Genomic DNA, 15,014 nt, shown 5'->3' with positions numbered 1-15,014 from the left:
CCGGGCTCAGAAGTTTCCCGATGCGGCCTCCTTCAGGATCAGCTTCTCCAAAGTCAGGTCGGAGATCGCCCGACGAAGCCGTTGGTTCTCCGTCTCCAGGGACTTCAACCGCTTGACCTGGTCACCCTTCAGGCCGCCGTACTCAGAGCGCCAACGGTAATACGTGACCTCGGTCACCTCGATGGATCGAATTGCTTCAGCTACCTTGCGTCCTTGCGAGACCAGAACGTCCACTTGGCGAAGCTTGGCAACAATCTCTTCAGCCGTATGCTTCTTCCGTCCCATGATGACATCCTCCACATGGCTCAAAGCCATACCTTAGGGAGGACCACTTTTCAGGGGGCAGGCCAGGTCCGCTTGCGACCCAACGTTGCCTTAGATGCCTACATCTGGACATCTCAAAAGCAGTCGTTTGTCGATGGATATCGTTACGGTCGGGGTGTCCGTGGGTTCCGTGTCCTGGCTTGATCGAATGTTTCGTAGCGACGCTCGACCATCGGGTCAGGCAGCCGGTGTTCGGTGATATGAACTGTGCGAAGCCGAGGTTCTGAAAGGTACCTGCGGAAACTTCCATCCAATGTCACATTGGGCGGCTGTGCATCGTCACTCACGTGAACCAATCACGTGGGGAAAGCTCGATGATCAAAGCCATTCCGGTACTCGCCGGCATTTTTGGCGCAGGACTGGCCGGAAACGGCGTTTTCATGCTCACCGCACCCGAGGCATGGTATTTCGCGGTACCGGGCGTGACGACGACAGGGCCGTTCAATCAGCACTTCCTGCGCGATATCGGCCTGATCTTCGTGCTGATCGGGGCGGGGTTCGTGTACGGCGCGGCCCGACCCGGACCGCGCTCGCTACTCTGGACTCTCGGTGCCGTCTGGCTCTCGGGACACGCGCTGTTCCACTTCTGGGAGGTTGCGGTGGGCATCTGCGGGCCGGAGGTTCTACCCCGCGACTTTCCCGCGGTGACACTTCCTGCACTTATCGCGGTCGCCCTCAGCGTCTGGTCGTTCCGTCATGCCGACCATCGATGATCCGACCCGCGTCTTCGAACAGGAGCGTACGCGGCTCATCCGGCTCGCCTACCGCATGCTTGGGTCCCTCGGCGAGGCCGAGGATGTCGTACAGGACGCTTGGCTGCGCTGGCGGCACGTCGACCATGCCGAGGTCGCCTCGGCCGGCGCCTTCCTTTCGCGGACGGTCACGAGGCTCTGCCTGGACGTCATGAAGTCCGCCCGGGTCCGGCGTGAGACCTATTTCGGAACCTGGTTGCCCGAGCCCGTTGCCCTGGTGCCCGACGAAGCCCCTGGCGACGACCTGACGCTCACGCTGATGCTCGCCTTGGAGAGGCTCTCGCCGCTTGAGCGGGCCGCGTTCCTCCTGCACGACGTCTTCGCGGTCCCGCTTGCGGAAATCGCTCTCACCCTCCGGCGTGAGCCTCAGGCGGTTCGTCAGCTCGCCGCGAGGGCCAGGAAGCACGTGCAATCCGCACGCCCTCGCTTCCCCGTCGAGCGAGAAGAGGGGGCGCGTATCGCCAAGGCATTCTTCGAAGCATCGACGACGGGCGACGTCGCAGCGCTGCGCAGCATGCTCGCCGATGCCGTCGTGGTGCACTCCGACGGCGGCGGAAAGGTGCTCGCTTTCCCGCGGCCGATCATCGGAATCAACAAGGTCACGCGCATGTTCGAGGGGGTCGTGCGCAAGTCGTGGATCCAGCATGCCCGGAAGCTGCGGGACCTCTGGATCGATGGCCTGCCGGGCTACCTCAGCATGGAGCCGGGCGGGATGCTTCAGACCGTCGCCCTGGATATCCAGGGCGGGATGATCGTCGGCATCTACTTCACCCGCAACCCGGACAAGCTCCAGCGAATGGCGATGTCGTTCGGAGGGGCGGCGGGAGCGCCGACCCCTCACTGAGCCTCAACGGCGGGCGATTGCCAGCTCCCTTCGGCAGACCGTCGAGAACATGCAGAGCGGGTCGAGGTCGCTGGCGTGGCGGATGTCGGCGAAGGCGGCGAGATCCTTGTTCGGGGCGAAGTAGGTCTCGCCGATGCGCTGCATGACGCGCTCGGCTTCCTGGAGCGTCTCCGGCTCTCCGAAGAGCCTGATCTTGTTCACGATGGCATAGAGGTTCACCAGCTTGGCCGGGTCATCGAGTTCGTGCCGGAAGGCATCGCCGAACAAGGTCGACGCCTCCCTGATGAACTCACCATAGAGCGCTTCTCGTCGCGCCCGGTCCTGCACCAGCAGGGTCGCGCGCTCCTGGCTGCGTTGCGTCAGCCAGGTGGTCGCGAAGGAGGCCATCGCGCCGATGGCCGAACCGGCCAGCGCCGACAGCGCCGGAAAATAGGCTGCATCCATCGGCGGGAGACCTCAGGCCGTACGCTTCGGCTGTGCCGCCAGCCAGTCGCCGTAACGCCGCTGCGAGAGCCATGCGTCACCGGTGGGCGTGAGCCAGGGGCCGCCGAGGACCACCCCGAAATACGGTGCGGTGTCGTCCGTGCGCACTTCATGCGTCTCGCCGAGGCCATGGAAATGACGCTTCACCAACTCGACCATCGGCAGCCGCTCGGGCCCGGCGATCTCGACCATGCCATTTTGCGGTGGCGCCAGCGCGGCCTCGGCGACCTTCGCGGCCACGTCGGCCGACGCGATGGGCTGGATCGACGCGGAGGTCACACGCGCGACGCCGTCGACGATTGCGGCTCCCGCGATGGCGGCGACGAACTCGAAGAACTGCGTGGCGCGGACGAGGGTCCAGGGCACGCCCGCCGAGGCGATCAGTTCCTCCTGGGCAAGCTTGGCGCGGAAGTAGCCGCTGTCGAGCAGGAGTTCGGTCCCGACGACCGAGAGCGCGACGTGGTGGGACACGCCGGCATCCTTCTCGGCCGCGGCGAGGTTCCGTCCGGCGCGGACGAAGAAGTCCATGGCCGCGTCGTCGGCGAACGATGGCGAGTTGGCGACATCGACCACCACGGCGGCCCCCTCCAACGCTACTGCGAGGCCCTCGCCCGTGACGGCGTTGACGCCGGTGTTCGGCGAGGCCGCGAGGGCGTCATGGCCGGCGGCCTTCAGAGTGGTGACGACCTGCGAGCCGATCAGCCCCGTGCCGCCGATGACGACGATCTTCATGTGACGCTCCGTCCTGTGTCCGGTCCCGGTGGGGACGTTCGAAAACAAGACGAGAGCGGTCCCATCCGGTGTGACATCGGCTCCGATGAAATTGGTCCGAGTGGAGGCCAGACGCCTCTACGGTCAGGAAAATCCGTTCCGCCATGTCACGTCCGCTCTTCGACCCTCGTCATGCAGGGAGCATCACGAGGAACGACGATCATGACGCCCTCCATCGAGAGGCCGAGGCGGGACCGAACCCGCCAGCTCGCTAGGCGAAAGACGAAGGGTTGAAACCTCCCCGTCCGCTCCGATGGCAGTTCCTGACCCTCTTCGTCGGCCTGCTGGTCCCAACCTTGCTGTTCGTCGGTGTCCTGCTCTGGCGCTTCGCCGCGTCAGAACGCACTCGGGTCGAACAGGACGTGCAGATCCGAGCCCACGGCTTATCCGTGGCGTTCGACCGCGAGATCCATGGTGTGCTCTCGACACTTCAGGCGCTCGCGACCTCGCCGAGCCTCGCAGCTCACGACCTGCCGGCCTTCTACGCCCAGATGCAGGAGATCACCCGCCTGCAGGGGATCAATATCAACCTCCGGCGTATCGACGGGACTGCCGCGTTGACGACCCGAGCGCCGCTCGGAACCGCCGCACCTGCGCCCCTGGCCCTTGCGGAGATCGACGGAGAGGTTTTGCGAACGGGCGTCGCGGTGGTCAGCAACGTCTTCCTGACCTCGGTCTCGAAGCAGCCCGTCTTCCAGATCGTCGGCGCCCCTATCCGCATCGGCGAAACGCCAACCTATCTCCTCGCGGCCAGTCTCGACCTCGACCACCTCGTGGCAACGACGCGCCGAGAGGATCTCCCGTCCGGTTGGATCGGGTCGTTGGTGGATCGGAACGGAATCGTCGCAGTCCGCACCGAGCGGCAGGAGGACTTCGTCGGCAAGCTGACCTCGTCCGATTTTCGCACTCACACGGTCGACGACGCTGGACGGTATTACGGCCGCAACCGGGTCGGACAGGATGTCCTGGTTGGCTACGGCAAGTCGAAGCTGACGGGTTGGACCGCGGCGGTCGTGGTCGATAGGGAGCTTGCCGAGGCGCCGCTGCAACGTTCGATGATGATCCTCCTCGGGATGGGGCTCGTGCTCGGCCTGCCTGTCGTGGGCATCGCGTTCGGGGTCGGTCAACGGGTGGACCGTGCGATGCGTCGCCTCGGGGACGGCGCAGAGGCGATAGGCCAGGGGAGCCAAGTCGAGGCCATCGTGACCCCCATCCTGGAGGTGAACCGGATCGGGGCGGCGCTTGCGACGGCGGCGCTTCAATTGCAGGCACGGACACGCGAGCGCGAGGTCGCCGAGCTCGCCTTGCGCGACCTCAACCTGGCGCTGGAAGACCGAGTCGCCGCGCGCACGCAGGAACTCGACGACGCGAACCGCGCGCTCATTGGCGAGATGCAGTGCCGTGAGACGGCCGAGGCCCAACTACGGCAGTTGCAGAAGATGGAGGCCGTCGGCCAGCTCACCGGCGGCATCGCGCACGACTTCAACAACATGCTCGCCATCGTGATCGGCAGCCTCAACCTGATCCGCAAGCGCATGGCACGTGGCGAGAGCGACATCGAGCGCTTCATTGATGTTGCGACGGATGGTGCGAACCGCGCAGCCTCGCTCACCCAACGCCTGCTGGCTTTCTCGCGCCAACAGCCGCTCGCGCCGGAGCCCATCGATGCCAACAAGCTCGTATCCGGGATGTCAGAGATCCTGCGCCGCACGCTCGGCGGGGGCATCGCGTTGGAGACTGTGCTTGCCGGCGGCCTATGGCGCACCCATGCCGATGTGAGCCAATTGGAGAATGCCATCCTCAACCTGGCGGTCAACGCGCGGGACGCCATGCCGGATACCGACACCGGAAGTGGCCGCCTGACCATCGAGACGGCCAACGCCCACCTCGACGAGGCCTATGCCAGGACCGTGGAGATCTCACCCGGTCAGTACGTCCTGGTGGCCGTGACCGACTCGGGAACCGGCATGTCGCCGGAGGTCCTGGCCAAGGTGTTCGATCCGTTTTTCACCACCAAGCCCGTCGGCAAGGGAACAGGATTAGGCCTGTCGCAGGTCTACGGTTTCGTGCGGCAATCGAAGGGACACGCACGGATCTATTCGGAGCCTGGGCAGGGCACGAGCGTGAAGCTCTACTTACCGCGCTTCTATGGCGAGGGCGAAGCTGCCGGATCCCCTCAGGATGTTCGGCTCACGGCTGTCCTGCCCCTCGGATGCCGACGCGAGATCGTCCTCGTGGTCGAGGACGAGGAAGCCCTGCGCCTGCTCAGTGTCGAGGCCTTGCGCGAACTCGGCTACAGCGTGCGCCACGCCGAGAGCGGTGTCGCCGCATTGCGTATCCTAGATTCCCAGCCCGACATCGCGTTGATGTTCACCGACATCGTCATGGCCGACATGAACGGGCGTCGACTGGCCGAGGAGGCGATCCGGCGGCGTCCGGAACTCAAGGTGCTCTACACGACGGGGTTCACGCGCAATGCCGTGGTGCATAATGGCGTGCTCGATCCCGGCACGCATTTTCTGCCGAAGCCCTTCACCCTGCAGCAGCTGGCGAGCAAGGTGCGCGGCGTACTCGATCATATACCGAGACAGGTCGATGCGTGATCGATGCCGGTACGTACCGTCCGGCATCGTTGTGGTCCCGCCACAGCAGGCACGGCGGTCATTATCGAGGCGTTCGCTGCGGCGCCTCCCGCATCACATGCGGGAAGTCCCTGCGGCGCGGTTCGCAGAACCGCCGCTTTCCGAGCCACCCTCGGGGACGACGGCGGTTCGGTCGGCAACGCCGCAGGTTCTGCCCCGACGCTGCCGCTGACTTGGTCCTTGCTGGAGGCGTGGTCAGTAATCCCAGAACACCGGCACCCAACGGAAGGCATCGCCATCGGCGGCGACCCGGCCGACGGACGGGAACGGCAGGTGCGTGGCCACTAACTGTTCCCTGGTCCCGGCTAATTCCCGGAGAAGACGGATCCGAACGCGGGCTGCCTCCTCGGGGTCGTGCTCGAAACCGTTGTGCCAGCTGGGCTGGTCGAAGCCTACCGGAAAGATGGCGTCGCCGGCGAACGTGAGCCGCTCTCCGCCGGATGTCACGCGGACCACGCTGTGCCCGGGGGTGTGGCCCCCGGTGCGATGGACTACCACCCCCGGCGCGACCTCATGCGCATTCTCGAAGGTTCGCAGATGGCTGCTGTATGCCTCCGAGAACCGTTTGGCGGTGGATCGCAGGGCGTCCGGGAAGCCCGTCGGCATCGAGGTGCGGGAGAAATCGGGTGCTTCCCAGAACGCGACCTCGGCGGCCGCCACGTGGATCTGCAGGTCGGGCCGCAACTGTTCCTTCACCCCGTCGATGAGGAGCCCGCCGATATGGTCCATGTGCATGTGCGTCAGCACCAGGTCGGTCACGGACGCCAGATCGATTCCGCCCGCTTCCAGGACGTTTGACCAGCTGGCCGGCTCGCGGCAGATCCAGGTTCGGATCCAACCCGAGTCCGGCATCGATGAGGATGGTCTGCTCGCCGCTTCGCACCAAAACGGCATTCAGCGGCCAGTCGAATGCGTCCGGCGCTAGGAACATGTCGTCCAGCCATTCCGCCCGAAGCGCTGGGTCTGCATTGTGAGCGAGCATTGCCGTCGGAAGGGGCAAGACCCCATCGCTGACGACCAGCACGTCGATCTCGCCGATGCGCACCGCGTATCGTGACGGCACCAATTCCTCCGAACTTGGACGCGCTCGGTGAGGATCTCTCGTATCGGTTTGGCCGGTCATTGAAGTGTCCATGGTCGCCCCTTGATCGGGACGCGCGGACATCCGGCTCACTAGGATCCGGAAACGCGCGCCTTCACACAGGACGAGACCGGGTCCGCGAATGCGACATGTGTTGTCAGGGATCGAGGCCGGTGGATGACCGCTTCGGTCGAAACGCCCTCAAGGATACGGTCTTCCTTCCACACCTCTTGGCCGTGGCGCAGACGGGCGGGTCCCGACCCAATTTCGCCGCTCAAGGTAACGCGCGCTGGACCCGGAAGCAGTCGTCCGCTAGCCGATCAGCCAGCGCGAAACGATGGCCGTGTCGAGCCCGAACCCGTAGATCCGAATTGATCCGGTCGCGAGTTTGAGAGATTCGATCGCGTTCGGCCCTAATCCTTCGAGGGCCATCACCAGGGCCCGCAACGAGTTGCCGTGGGCGACGACCAGCGTCGGACCCCGCATCGTCGCCGGCTGGATATGCCTCAGGTAAAAGGGCACCACCCGGGCAACGGTGTCGCGGAGGCTCTCGCCCCCGGGCGGAGTACCCGCATAGGAGCGCCTCCAGCCCTCGATCCGTTCCGGCCCGAAACGCAGGGCGGCGGTCGCCTTGTCGAGCCCGCTCATGTCGCCGTAATCGCGCTCGTCCAGGGCTGCGGTGCGGTCGGGGACCAGCGCGGGCTGACCGAGGGCATCGAGCGCCAGGCGCGCGGTGTCGATGGCCCTCGACAGGGTCGAGGTGAATGCCGCGTCGAACCGGAAGCCCTCCCGTCCGAGGCGCGATCCGGCCGCCTCGGCTTCCCGTCGCTCCCTCTCGGTCAGGGGCGCGTCGATCATCCCCGTGAACAGGCCTTCGGCGTTCGCCCGGCTCTCGCCGTGCCTGACCAGAACCAGCTGTCGGATCGGTGGATGTTCGACCGAGGCGACCACGGAGGCTTGCGTCAATGTCTCGCTCGACCGCTTAGGATTGCATGATGGCAAGCGACGTGAAGTAGGCGCCGTAACCCAGCACCATGACGGCGGCGACACCGTCGAGGACGTAGGGCGTCACCTTCCGGTAGACCCCGGTCCCGCCAAGGACGAGCCCCGCTCCGACGACGGCCAGGCCGAGACCGACGCCGAGCGTTGCGGTCCCCGCGCCTTCGCGTAGCGCCACGCCGAGCCAGACCACGAGGATCTCCAACCCCTCGGCGACGAGGGCCCATGCCGCGACGCCGAGGCCCGCCGCGTTCAGGGGGCGGTTCCAGTGCCCATCCACCGACGCGGCCGCATCTCCCGCGCGCCGTTTCGAATACCCGTCGACGAACTCGTAGGCGAGGTAGAGGCCGAAGCCGAGAAGCAGGACCGCCGAGATCCAATCGATCACGTTCAGCGCCAGAAGGTAGGCCGCCGAGCGAAGGGCGACCGCGAGCGCGGCAACGGCGAGCGCGCCGACGACGGAGCCGGCAAGGATGCTCCGCCATCCGAACCGGTAGGCGCCGGTCAGCATCACCGAGGCGGCGATGAAGAGTTCGGTGAAGGTCACCTGGAAGGTGATCAGGGCACCGAGCCACGAGATGGTCATGAATGGGTCCCCGGGGTTGGCTCGCCCGCTCCTATCACCGCTGGCCGACCCGTTCGCGGATTTCGTGGCGCCCGACCTCCATCGATCCCCCGGGATTGACCGCCTTGAGGCAATCGCGAATAAGCCCAGCACGGTAATGGTGTCTGCCGGGCTTTGAGCCGAACCGCCGATCCCTGATGCGGCTGATGACTCCTACTTTTCGCGCTTTTGCGAACTGGAGGAGTCATGCGCGCGTCGTTCCGGAACCTTTTCCACGACCTCGATCTAGCCGGCTTCCTGCGGACACGCCGGTCGCACGCCATCTCGGTGGCGCGCTGGTCGGTCATCCTGTTGCCGATGGCCGTTGCCGTGGGCACCCTCTGCGCCGCCTTCCTGTGGAGCCTCGACGCGGCCACCGAGGCGCGCTTCGACCATCCCTGGCTGCTGTTCCTGCTTCCCGTCGGCGGTTTCGCCGTGGGTCTTCTCTATCTTCTGTTCGGGAAGAGCGTGGAGGCCGGCAACAACCTCATCGTCGAGGAGATCCACGATCCGGACGGCGGCGTGCCGCTCCGGATGGCGCCGCTGATCTTTCTCGGCACCATCGTCACGCACCTGTTCGGTGGGTCGGCCGGGCGCGAGGGCACTGCGGTGCAGATGGGCGGAAGCCTCGCCAGCGGCTTTGGCAAGCTCTTCGGGGTGGATGCGGCCGGGGTCCGGGTCCTCCTGATGGCGGGCATCGCCGCCGGCTTCGGTGCGGTCTTCGGCACCCCCATCGCCGGTGCGGTGTTCGCGCTGGAGGTGCTCGCGGTCGGTCGCGTCGAGTATGCCGCCCTGGTACCCTGCCTCCTCGCCGCGGTGGTCGGCGACTGGACCTGCCAAGCCTGGGGCATCCACCACGGATTCTACCACGTCGACTTCCTCGCCGGCGGCGCGAAGGCCCTGACCGTCGATCCACTGCTTCTCGCCAAGGTCGCCGTCGCCGGCGTCGCGTTCGGCCTCGTCGGTTTGCTGTTCGCGGAGGCCAACCACCTCCTCGGCGGGTGGCTCAAGCGCTTGGTCCCGTACGGACCGCTTCGCCCGGTGATCGGCGGTCTGGCCGTGATCGGCCTCGTCTACGCCCTCGGGACGCGCGACTACCTCGGGCTCGGCGTCTCGGCGGCCGACCCCGGCGGGATGACCATCAACACCTTCTTCGGTCCGGACGTGCACCCCTGGAGCTGGGCCCTCAAGATCTTGTTCACGGTCGTGACCTTGAGCGCGGGGTTCAAGGGCGGCGAGGTCACCCCCCTGTTCTTCATCGGGGCCGCGCTCGGCAACGCCCTGGCCGGATTGCTCGGCGCGCCGGTGGACCTGTTCGCGGCGCTGGGGTTCGTCGCGGTCTTCGCGGGCGCCGCCAACACGCCGCTCGCCTGCACGCTGATGGGCATCGAGCTCTTCGGCGCGACGCACGGGGTCTACCTCGCGGTGGCCTGCTTCCTCGCGTACCTCTGCTCGGGCCACAACGGCATCTACCTGTCGCAGCGCATCGCCGTCCCGAAGGCGGCGACAGGCATCGCCGGCGGCGCGACCTTGCGCGAGGCGCGGTCGGGGCGCGCGCCGGCCGTCGGGCCCCGGCCCGCCCCCTCGTCCACCGTCCACTGAAGGAGCCGACATGAACGCTTCGCATCGCGTCGTCGCGACCGAGACCGGCATGATCCGGATCTACATGAGGCCCCGGGACCGGGCGGGCACCGGTCGGACCGGATGGTTTTCCGGCGGCAGGCCGCTCTATCGGGAGCTCGTCGCCCAGGCCAAGGCGGAGGGCCTCATGAACGCCGTCGCCCACCAGTCCCACCACGGCTACAGCAACCATGGGCCGATCCAGGACGATGGGGCCGAGTCGCTCAACCCCGAGCTGACCATGTGCGTCGAGCTGATCGGTACCCGCGAGCAGCTCGAAGGCTTCTGCGGCCGGCACGGTGCCCAACTCGCGAACAAGGTCATCGTCTACAAGCACCTTGAGCACTGGAGCGTCAGCCATGTCGGCGTCGGCGCGGCGGGGCGGGCTGCCTGACCTGGACCGTCCCGGGCCGTTCCAGGCATCGGAGCGCCGGATAGGCCAACGGATGCGATAGCCGGCCATGGGTGCGCGGTCCGACCTTCGGACCGGCAGGCTTCAGCGCTGGTCGGACCGCCAGCGCGGGAGACCTATGCCCTTGCCGATTCGCCCGATCTCCGCCCTGCGTAACGTCCTCCAGGGGGAGGCATCCGACGGCCTGATCCTGATGGCGAGCGCCGCCCTGGCGCTCGCCATCGCGAACTCCGGCTGGTCGGACGCCCACTTCCCAGTCCTCAAGACATACGTCGGCGGCCTCAGCGTCCTGCACTGGGTCAACGATGGTCTGATGGCGGCGTTCTTCCTGCTCGTCGGCCTGGAGATCAAGCGGGAGGTCCTTGATGGGCGCCTGCTGACCTGGCCGGACCGAGTGCTGCCTGGCGTCCCGGCGCTTGGCGGCAGGGTCGCTCCGGCGCTGATCTACGTCGCGGTGAACCGGCACTCGCCCGAGACCCTGCGCGGCTGGGCGATCCCGACCGCGACCGACATTGACTTCGCCCTCGGGGTGCTGGCCCTGCTCGGATCGCGGGTGTCCGTGTCGCTCAAGATCTTCCTGACCGCGCTCGCCATCATCGACGACCTCGGGGCGGTGCTCATCATCGCAGCCTTCTACACCGCGGACCTGTCGCTTCCGATGCTCGCCGGGGCGGCGGCCGTGTTCGCGGTCCTGTTCGGCATGAACAAGGCGGGGGTGAGCCGGCTGACGCCCTACCTCGTCCTCGGCGCCGTGCTGTCTTATCCCCCCCCCTGCTGCATCCGGACCATCAAGCATGGCTGCCAATAAATTATTGAATACCGAATTTACCGGAAAATAAGTGCCCTATCGATTATAAAACTCGGATGTGTATTTTTGTGACCGTTCCCTATCGGATCTATTGTGGTGCGTGCCACTGCGTTTCGGGGGCGTTCTAGATACGGAGAACTTCAAGTTCCCGTCTGCAGGTCTCGCCGAAGTCGGCGAGGGGGTCCGCGTCCTTCCCCTGTCTGATCCTGTCCTGGATCTCGGCGAAGGTCAGGTTCGGCGAGGCATAGATGGCGACCACCTGTGAAAGCAGCCGCTCGGCCGCCTCGATCACCGGGCGCGTCGACCTCAGGCGCATGCGGCCGATGAGGGCGAACATGCCGACGACCACCTCCGGGCCCTCTGGGTCGTGGGTGATCGCGTCGGCCAGACACTTCGACGCCTCGGCGATGAACTCGTCGTAGAGCGCCTCGCGCTTCCCCGCCTCCTGCACCTGCCATTGCGCCTTGCGCGCGCCGTTCTGGGTCAGCCACGTCGTCACCAACGACGAGGCCGCGCCCACGAGGGAGCCGGCCAGGCCGGTGGCGGCCGTAAGGACCGCGATTTCCATGACGTCCTCCTGATCGAATCTCAGCGACCTTCGCCTGCGCGACCCACGACGAGGGTCCGTTCAAGCATGTCGAGGTGGGCGTCGAAGTAGGCGGCCATATCCATGGGGTAGGCATCCCCGAACTGCGTGCGCCAGATCGAGGCGGACACGGCCGCTGCCATCATCAGGTTCGGGAACTCGCTAGCGGCGACAGGCCGGAATTCGCCGCGTTCCACACCGTAGGCGAGGACGGCGGCCAACCGGGCGTTCACCGGCCCGATGACCTCGTCGTGCCACCGCACAGCCAGTTCCGGAAAGCGTGTCCCGTCGGCTAGCAGCAGCCGGAGCAACTCCCGGCCGCGTCGGTCATGGACCAGGGCGTCGTAGACGAACCGGAAGTAGGCCCGGAGGATCTCCATCGCCGGGCCCTTCGGATTGGTCGCCAAGCTGGCGAGTAGGTCGAGGGTGGGCTGCACCATTTCCTTGAAGGTGGCGACGAAAAGATCCTCCTTGCTCGGGAAGTAGAGGTAGACCGTGCCCTTCGTGATCCCGGCGCGCAGGGCCACGTCGTCGACCCGCGTCCCGGCGAAGCCCTTTAGGGCGAACTCCTCGAACGCCGCCTCCAGGATCTCGCCCGGTCGCGCTTCCTTGCGTCTTTGCCTGGGTCCGACCGCCACCTTGCTCATTGCATTCCTTGTTGACTGACTGGTTAGTTATTAGTAGATCATGGGCATCCCGGCAAGCGCGTCGCCGTCATGGCCGTATCGCCGCCCCGGGAAAACCTTTTCGCCCCATCCCGGGGCACCGGAATGGCCGTCGCCCCCTCCTCAGGTTCGACGGCCAAGAAGGAGCGGCTGCTCCGCCCCCTCGCAGCCGCTCCTTCGCCTCCCATCCACGCGGGTGACACGGAGCCCGATCCCATGATGACCCGCCTGACGCTTGTTTCGGTCGCGCTGCTCGCCGCCGCCGATGCGGTTGCGGCCGACGGTCGGCCTACGACCGAGGCGGTCTCCGTGAAGACGGTCACCGCGATCCGCACCCCGGTCTCGGAGGACGTGGTGCTGAGCGGGGACATCCAGGCGAAGTATCTATCCAACGTCTCCTTCCGCGTGACCGGCAAGATCGCGGAGCGCCTTGCCGAGGTCGGGGACCACGTCCAGGCCAATCAGGTCATCGCGAGGCTGGAGCCGCAGGAGCAACAGGTCAACGTCGACACCGCCCAGGCCGCGCTGAACTCCGCCGAGGCGCTCCTCACACAGGCCAAGGTGAACTTCGAGCGCCAGCAGACCCTGATGAGGAGCGGCTACACCACCCGCACCACCTACGACGGGGCGGAGCAGCAGCTTCGAACGACGCAGGCGTCGGTCGATTCGGCCCGGGCGGCCCTCGGGACGGCCAAGGAGCAGTTCACCTACACCGAGCTTCGAACCGGCGTGGCCGGCATCATCACCGCCCGCAGCGCGGAGGCGGGCCAGGTGGTCTCCTCGGGCCAGACCGTGTTCACGCTGGCGCAGGACGGGAGTCGCGACGCCGTCTTCACGGTCCCGACGATCCTGCTGGAGCCGCCCCCTGAGAGCCGGAAGGTCGACGTCTCGCTCCAGGCCGACCCGCGCGTGACCACCGTCGGGACCGTGCGGGAGATCTCCCCCACCGTGGACACGAACTCCGGCGGCGTCCGTGTGAAGATCGGTCTCGACACGGTGCCGGCCGGGATGTCGCTGGGGGCGGTGGTCCTCGGACGTGCCCGCCTGCGCCCGCGGGATGCGGTGACCCTGCCGTGGAGCTCGCTCTTCCGTTGGAAGGACGCGTCGGCGGTCTGGGTCCTCGACCCGGGAACGGGGAGCGTGTCGCCCAAGCCCGTCGAGATCGACCGCTACGAAGGCTCGGGCATCGTCCTCGCCGGTGGCGTCGAGCCTGGCGAGGAGGTCGTCACCGCCGGCATCCAGTTCCTGTCACCGGGCCGAAAGGTCACCGTCGCCGGAAAGGGCACGCCGTGAGCCGCCTCGTCCTCCCCATCGCCGTCCTCGTCGTCCTTTCGGGCTGCAAGGAGCAGAAGGCCGAGGCCCCGCCGCCGGTCCGCCCGGTCCTGACGACGACCGTGGCACTGGAGGAAGCCCGGATATTCGGCCCCTTCGCGGGCACGGTCCAGCCACGCTACGAGAGCCAACTCGGCTTCCGGATCGGCGGTCGCATCGTCGCCCGCGACGCCTTCGTCGGCGACCAGGTCGCCAAGGGCACGCGGCTCGCCGCCCTCGATCCCACCGTGCAGCAATTCGCCCTGGTGCGGGCCCGCGCCGACTTGGCCGATGCCCAGGCGCAGGTGAAGAACGCCTCGGCCGCCGAGGGGCGGCAACGCATCCTGTTCGAGAACAACAGCGCCGTGACGCAGGCCCAGCTCGACGGGGCGGTGGCCAATCGCGACACCGCCGACGCCCGGCTGGCCCAGGCCAAGGCCGCCCTGCAGAAGGCCACGGACGAGCTCGGCTACGCCACGCTCACCGCGGGCTTCGACGGCGTCGTCACGGCGTGGAGCGCCGAGGTCGGGCAGGTGGTCCCGCCGGGGCAGGTGGTGGTCACGATGGCGCGTCCCGACGTGCGTGAGGCCGTGGTCGACATCCCGGACGATCTGATCGACGAATTGCCGAAGGACATCGAGTTCACCGTCCGGCTTCAGGAGGTGCCCGAGGTCACCGCCTGGGCCCGCGTGCGCGAGATCGGTCCCCTGGCCGAAGCCTCGACCCGGACGCGACGCGTGCGCATGTCCCTGATCGATCCGCCCGACGGTTTCCGCCTCGGCAATACCGTCACGGTCGCGTTCGAGCGCCCGGTCTCCCCGCGCTTCCCCGTGCCGTCGACGGCCCTCGTCGAGGACGACGGCCATGCCGCGGTCTGGGTCGTCGCCCCGGATGGCAGGACCATCAACCGCCGCGAGGTCACGATCCTGGAACGCGAGGAGGGTCGCGCCTTCGTCGGCACCGGTCTCAAGGCCGGCGAGAAGGTCGCCGTCGCCGGCGTCCACGGCTTCGCCGAGGGCCAGGCGGTCCGGCTTCCCGAGACCGGCCTCTAGGCCCGATCCGCCTCGCCCTTCCCCTTCAATCGCCCTTTCCGTTCACCCGCGGGTCCCGGA

At 67.0% G+C, this 15,014-nt stretch carries 13 protein-coding genes, 3 pseudogenes and 1 riboswitch; of the genes and pseudogenes, 8 read left to right on the top strand and 8 right to left on the bottom strand.

Features of this window, described 5'->3' with window-relative positions; translation table 11 throughout:
* Positions 1-15: 15 nt before the first annotated feature.
* A pseudogene (locus BM419_RS29115) lies at positions 16-285 on the bottom strand (transposase); the annotation flags it as partial.
* 353 nt (positions 286-638) lie between these two features.
* On the opposite strand from BM419_RS29115, the gene BM419_RS29110 reads away from it, so the two are divergent.
* Together BM419_RS29110 and BM419_RS29105 are read left to right on the top strand one after the other, a co-directional pair.
* Positions 639-1,037 (top strand): hypothetical protein, encoded by a 399-nt coding sequence (locus BM419_RS29110; RefSeq protein WP_091928487.1) that lies wholly within the window; start codon positions 639-641, stop codon positions 1,035-1,037.
* Positions 1,021-1,920 (top strand): sigma-70 family RNA polymerase sigma factor, encoded by a 900-nt coding sequence (locus tag BM419_RS29105; RefSeq protein ID WP_091928486.1) that lies wholly within the window; start codon positions 1,021-1,023, stop codon positions 1,918-1,920. Before BM419_RS29110 ends, BM419_RS29105 begins: the two co-directional genes overlap by 17 nt.
* A 3-nt stretch (positions 1,921-1,923) precedes the next feature.
* Here the strand turns inward: BM419_RS29105 and BM419_RS29100 are convergent, their stop codons facing one another.
* Both BM419_RS29100 and BM419_RS29095 read right to left on the bottom strand, forming a co-directional pair.
* Positions 1,924-2,364 (bottom strand): hypothetical protein, encoded by a 441-nt coding sequence (locus BM419_RS29100; RefSeq protein ID WP_091928485.1) that lies wholly within the window; start codon positions 2,362-2,364, stop codon positions 1,924-1,926.
* A 12-nt stretch (positions 2,365-2,376) separates the two neighbouring features.
* On the bottom strand, positions 2,377-3,135 hold the full coding sequence (locus BM419_RS29095; protein WP_091928484.1) for an SDR family oxidoreductase: 759 nt from the start codon (positions 3,133-3,135) through the stop codon (positions 2,377-2,379).
* A gap of 269 nt (positions 3,136-3,404) precedes the next feature.
* Here BM419_RS29095 and BM419_RS29090 point away from each other — a divergent pair, with 269 nt between their 5' ends.
* Positions 3,405-5,777, top strand: a complete 2,373-nt coding sequence (locus BM419_RS29090; protein WP_244540910.1) for an ATP-binding protein — start codon at positions 3,405-3,407, stop codon at positions 5,775-5,777.
* A 234-nt stretch (positions 5,778-6,011) separates the two neighbouring features.
* Here the strand turns inward: BM419_RS29090 and BM419_RS29085 are convergent.
* The 3 genes and pseudogenes from BM419_RS29085 to BM419_RS29075 form a co-directional block, all read right to left on the bottom strand.
* Positions 6,012-6,939, bottom strand: a pseudogene (locus tag BM419_RS29085) (MBL fold metallo-hydrolase).
* Between the two features lie 270 nt (positions 6,940-7,209).
* Positions 7,210-7,848, bottom strand: coding sequence for a 2,3-bisphosphoglycerate-dependent phosphoglycerate mutase (locus BM419_RS29080; protein WP_026175781.1), 639 nt, complete (start codon positions 7,846-7,848; stop codon positions 7,210-7,212).
* Between the two features lie 31 nt (positions 7,849-7,879).
* Positions 7,880-8,482, bottom strand: coding sequence for a hypothetical protein (locus tag BM419_RS29075; protein ID WP_091928483.1), 603 nt, complete (start codon positions 8,480-8,482; stop codon positions 7,880-7,882).
* A gap of 123 nt (positions 8,483-8,605) precedes the next feature.
* A riboswitch (Fluoride riboswitch) is annotated at positions 8,606-8,684 on the top strand.
* 23 nt (positions 8,685-8,707) lie between these two features.
* Between BM419_RS29075 and BM419_RS29070 the strand changes: the two genes are divergently transcribed.
* The 3 genes and pseudogenes from BM419_RS29070 to BM419_RS29060 all read left to right on the top strand — a co-directional run.
* Entirely contained in the window at positions 8,708-10,102 is a 1,395-nt protein-coding gene (locus tag BM419_RS29070; RefSeq protein WP_018042930.1) for a voltage-gated chloride channel family protein, read from the top strand.
* 10 nt (positions 10,103-10,112) lie between these two features.
* The gene (locus tag BM419_RS29065; RefSeq protein WP_018042929.1) at positions 10,113-10,514 is read left to right on the top strand and encodes a DUF190 domain-containing protein; all 402 of its coding nucleotides are present in this window, start codon (positions 10,113-10,115) and stop codon (positions 10,512-10,514) included.
* 136 nt (positions 10,515-10,650) lie between these two features.
* Positions 10,651-11,289: pseudogene (locus BM419_RS29060) on the top strand (Na+/H+ antiporter NhaA); the annotation flags it as partial.
* A gap of 175 nt (positions 11,290-11,464) precedes the next feature.
* On the opposite strand, the gene BM419_RS29055 reads toward BM419_RS29060, so the two are convergent.
* Positions 11,465-11,908 (bottom strand): hypothetical protein, encoded by a 444-nt coding sequence (locus tag BM419_RS29055; RefSeq protein WP_018042927.1) that lies wholly within the window; start codon positions 11,906-11,908, stop codon positions 11,465-11,467.
* A gap of 20 nt (positions 11,909-11,928) precedes the next feature.
* A complete protein-coding gene (locus BM419_RS29050; RefSeq protein ID WP_018042926.1) occupies positions 11,929-12,573 on the bottom strand; it encodes a TetR/AcrR family transcriptional regulator in 645 nt (214 codons plus the stop codon).
* Positions 12,574-12,807: 234 nt separating this feature from the next.
* Between BM419_RS29050 and BM419_RS29045 the strand changes: the two genes are divergently transcribed.
* Both BM419_RS29045 and BM419_RS29040 read left to right on the top strand, forming a co-directional pair.
* Complete coding sequence (locus BM419_RS29045; RefSeq protein ID WP_043764499.1) at positions 12,808-13,884, top strand: efflux RND transporter periplasmic adaptor subunit; 1,077 nt, start codon at positions 12,808-12,810, stop codon at positions 13,882-13,884.
* The gene (locus BM419_RS29040) at positions 13,881-14,954 is read left to right on the top strand and encodes an efflux RND transporter periplasmic adaptor subunit (protein WP_018042924.1); all 1,074 of its coding nucleotides are present in this window, start codon (positions 13,881-13,883) and stop codon (positions 14,952-14,954) included. The genes BM419_RS29045 and BM419_RS29040 overlap by 4 nt, the downstream gene beginning before the upstream one ends.
* Positions 14,955-15,014 lie beyond the last annotated feature (60 nt).

Source organism: Methylobacterium sp. yr668, assembly GCF_900116245.1.
Classification (GTDB): domain Bacteria; phylum Pseudomonadota; class Alphaproteobacteria; order Rhizobiales; family Beijerinckiaceae; genus Methylobacterium.
This window is presented reverse-complemented; position numbering and strand designations above follow the sequence as displayed.

Coding starts and splice junctions, on each gene's coding strand:
- BM419_RS29110 (WP_091928487.1), top strand. CDS start 639: ATGATCAAAGCCATTCCGGTACTCGCCGGCATTTTTGGCGCAGGACTG.
- BM419_RS29105 (WP_091928486.1), top strand. CDS start 1,021: ATGCCGACCATCGATGATCCGACCCGCGTCTTCGAACAGGAGCGTACG.
- BM419_RS29100 (WP_091928485.1), bottom strand. CDS start 2,364: ATGGATGCAGCCTATTTTCCGGCGCTGTCGGCGCTGGCCGGTTCGGCC.
- BM419_RS29095 (WP_091928484.1), bottom strand. CDS start 3,135: ATGAAGATCGTCGTCATCGGCGGCACGGGGCTGATCGGCTCGCAGGTC.
- BM419_RS29075 (WP_091928483.1), bottom strand. CDS start 8,482: ATGACCATCTCGTGGCTCGGTGCCCTGATCACCTTCCAGGTGACCTTC.
- BM419_RS29070 (WP_018042930.1), top strand. CDS start 8,708: ATGCGCGCGTCGTTCCGGAACCTTTTCCACGACCTCGATCTAGCCGGC.
- BM419_RS29065 (WP_018042929.1), top strand. CDS start 10,113: ATGAACGCTTCGCATCGCGTCGTCGCGACCGAGACCGGCATGATCCGG.
- BM419_RS29055 (WP_018042927.1), bottom strand. CDS start 11,908: ATGGAAATCGCGGTCCTTACGGCCGCCACCGGCCTGGCCGGCTCCCTC.
- BM419_RS29050 (WP_018042926.1), bottom strand. CDS start 12,573: ATGAGCAAGGTGGCGGTCGGACCCAGGCAAAGACGCAAGGAAGCGCGA.
- BM419_RS29045 (WP_043764499.1), top strand. CDS start 12,808: ATGATGACCCGCCTGACGCTTGTTTCGGTCGCGCTGCTCGCCGCCGCC.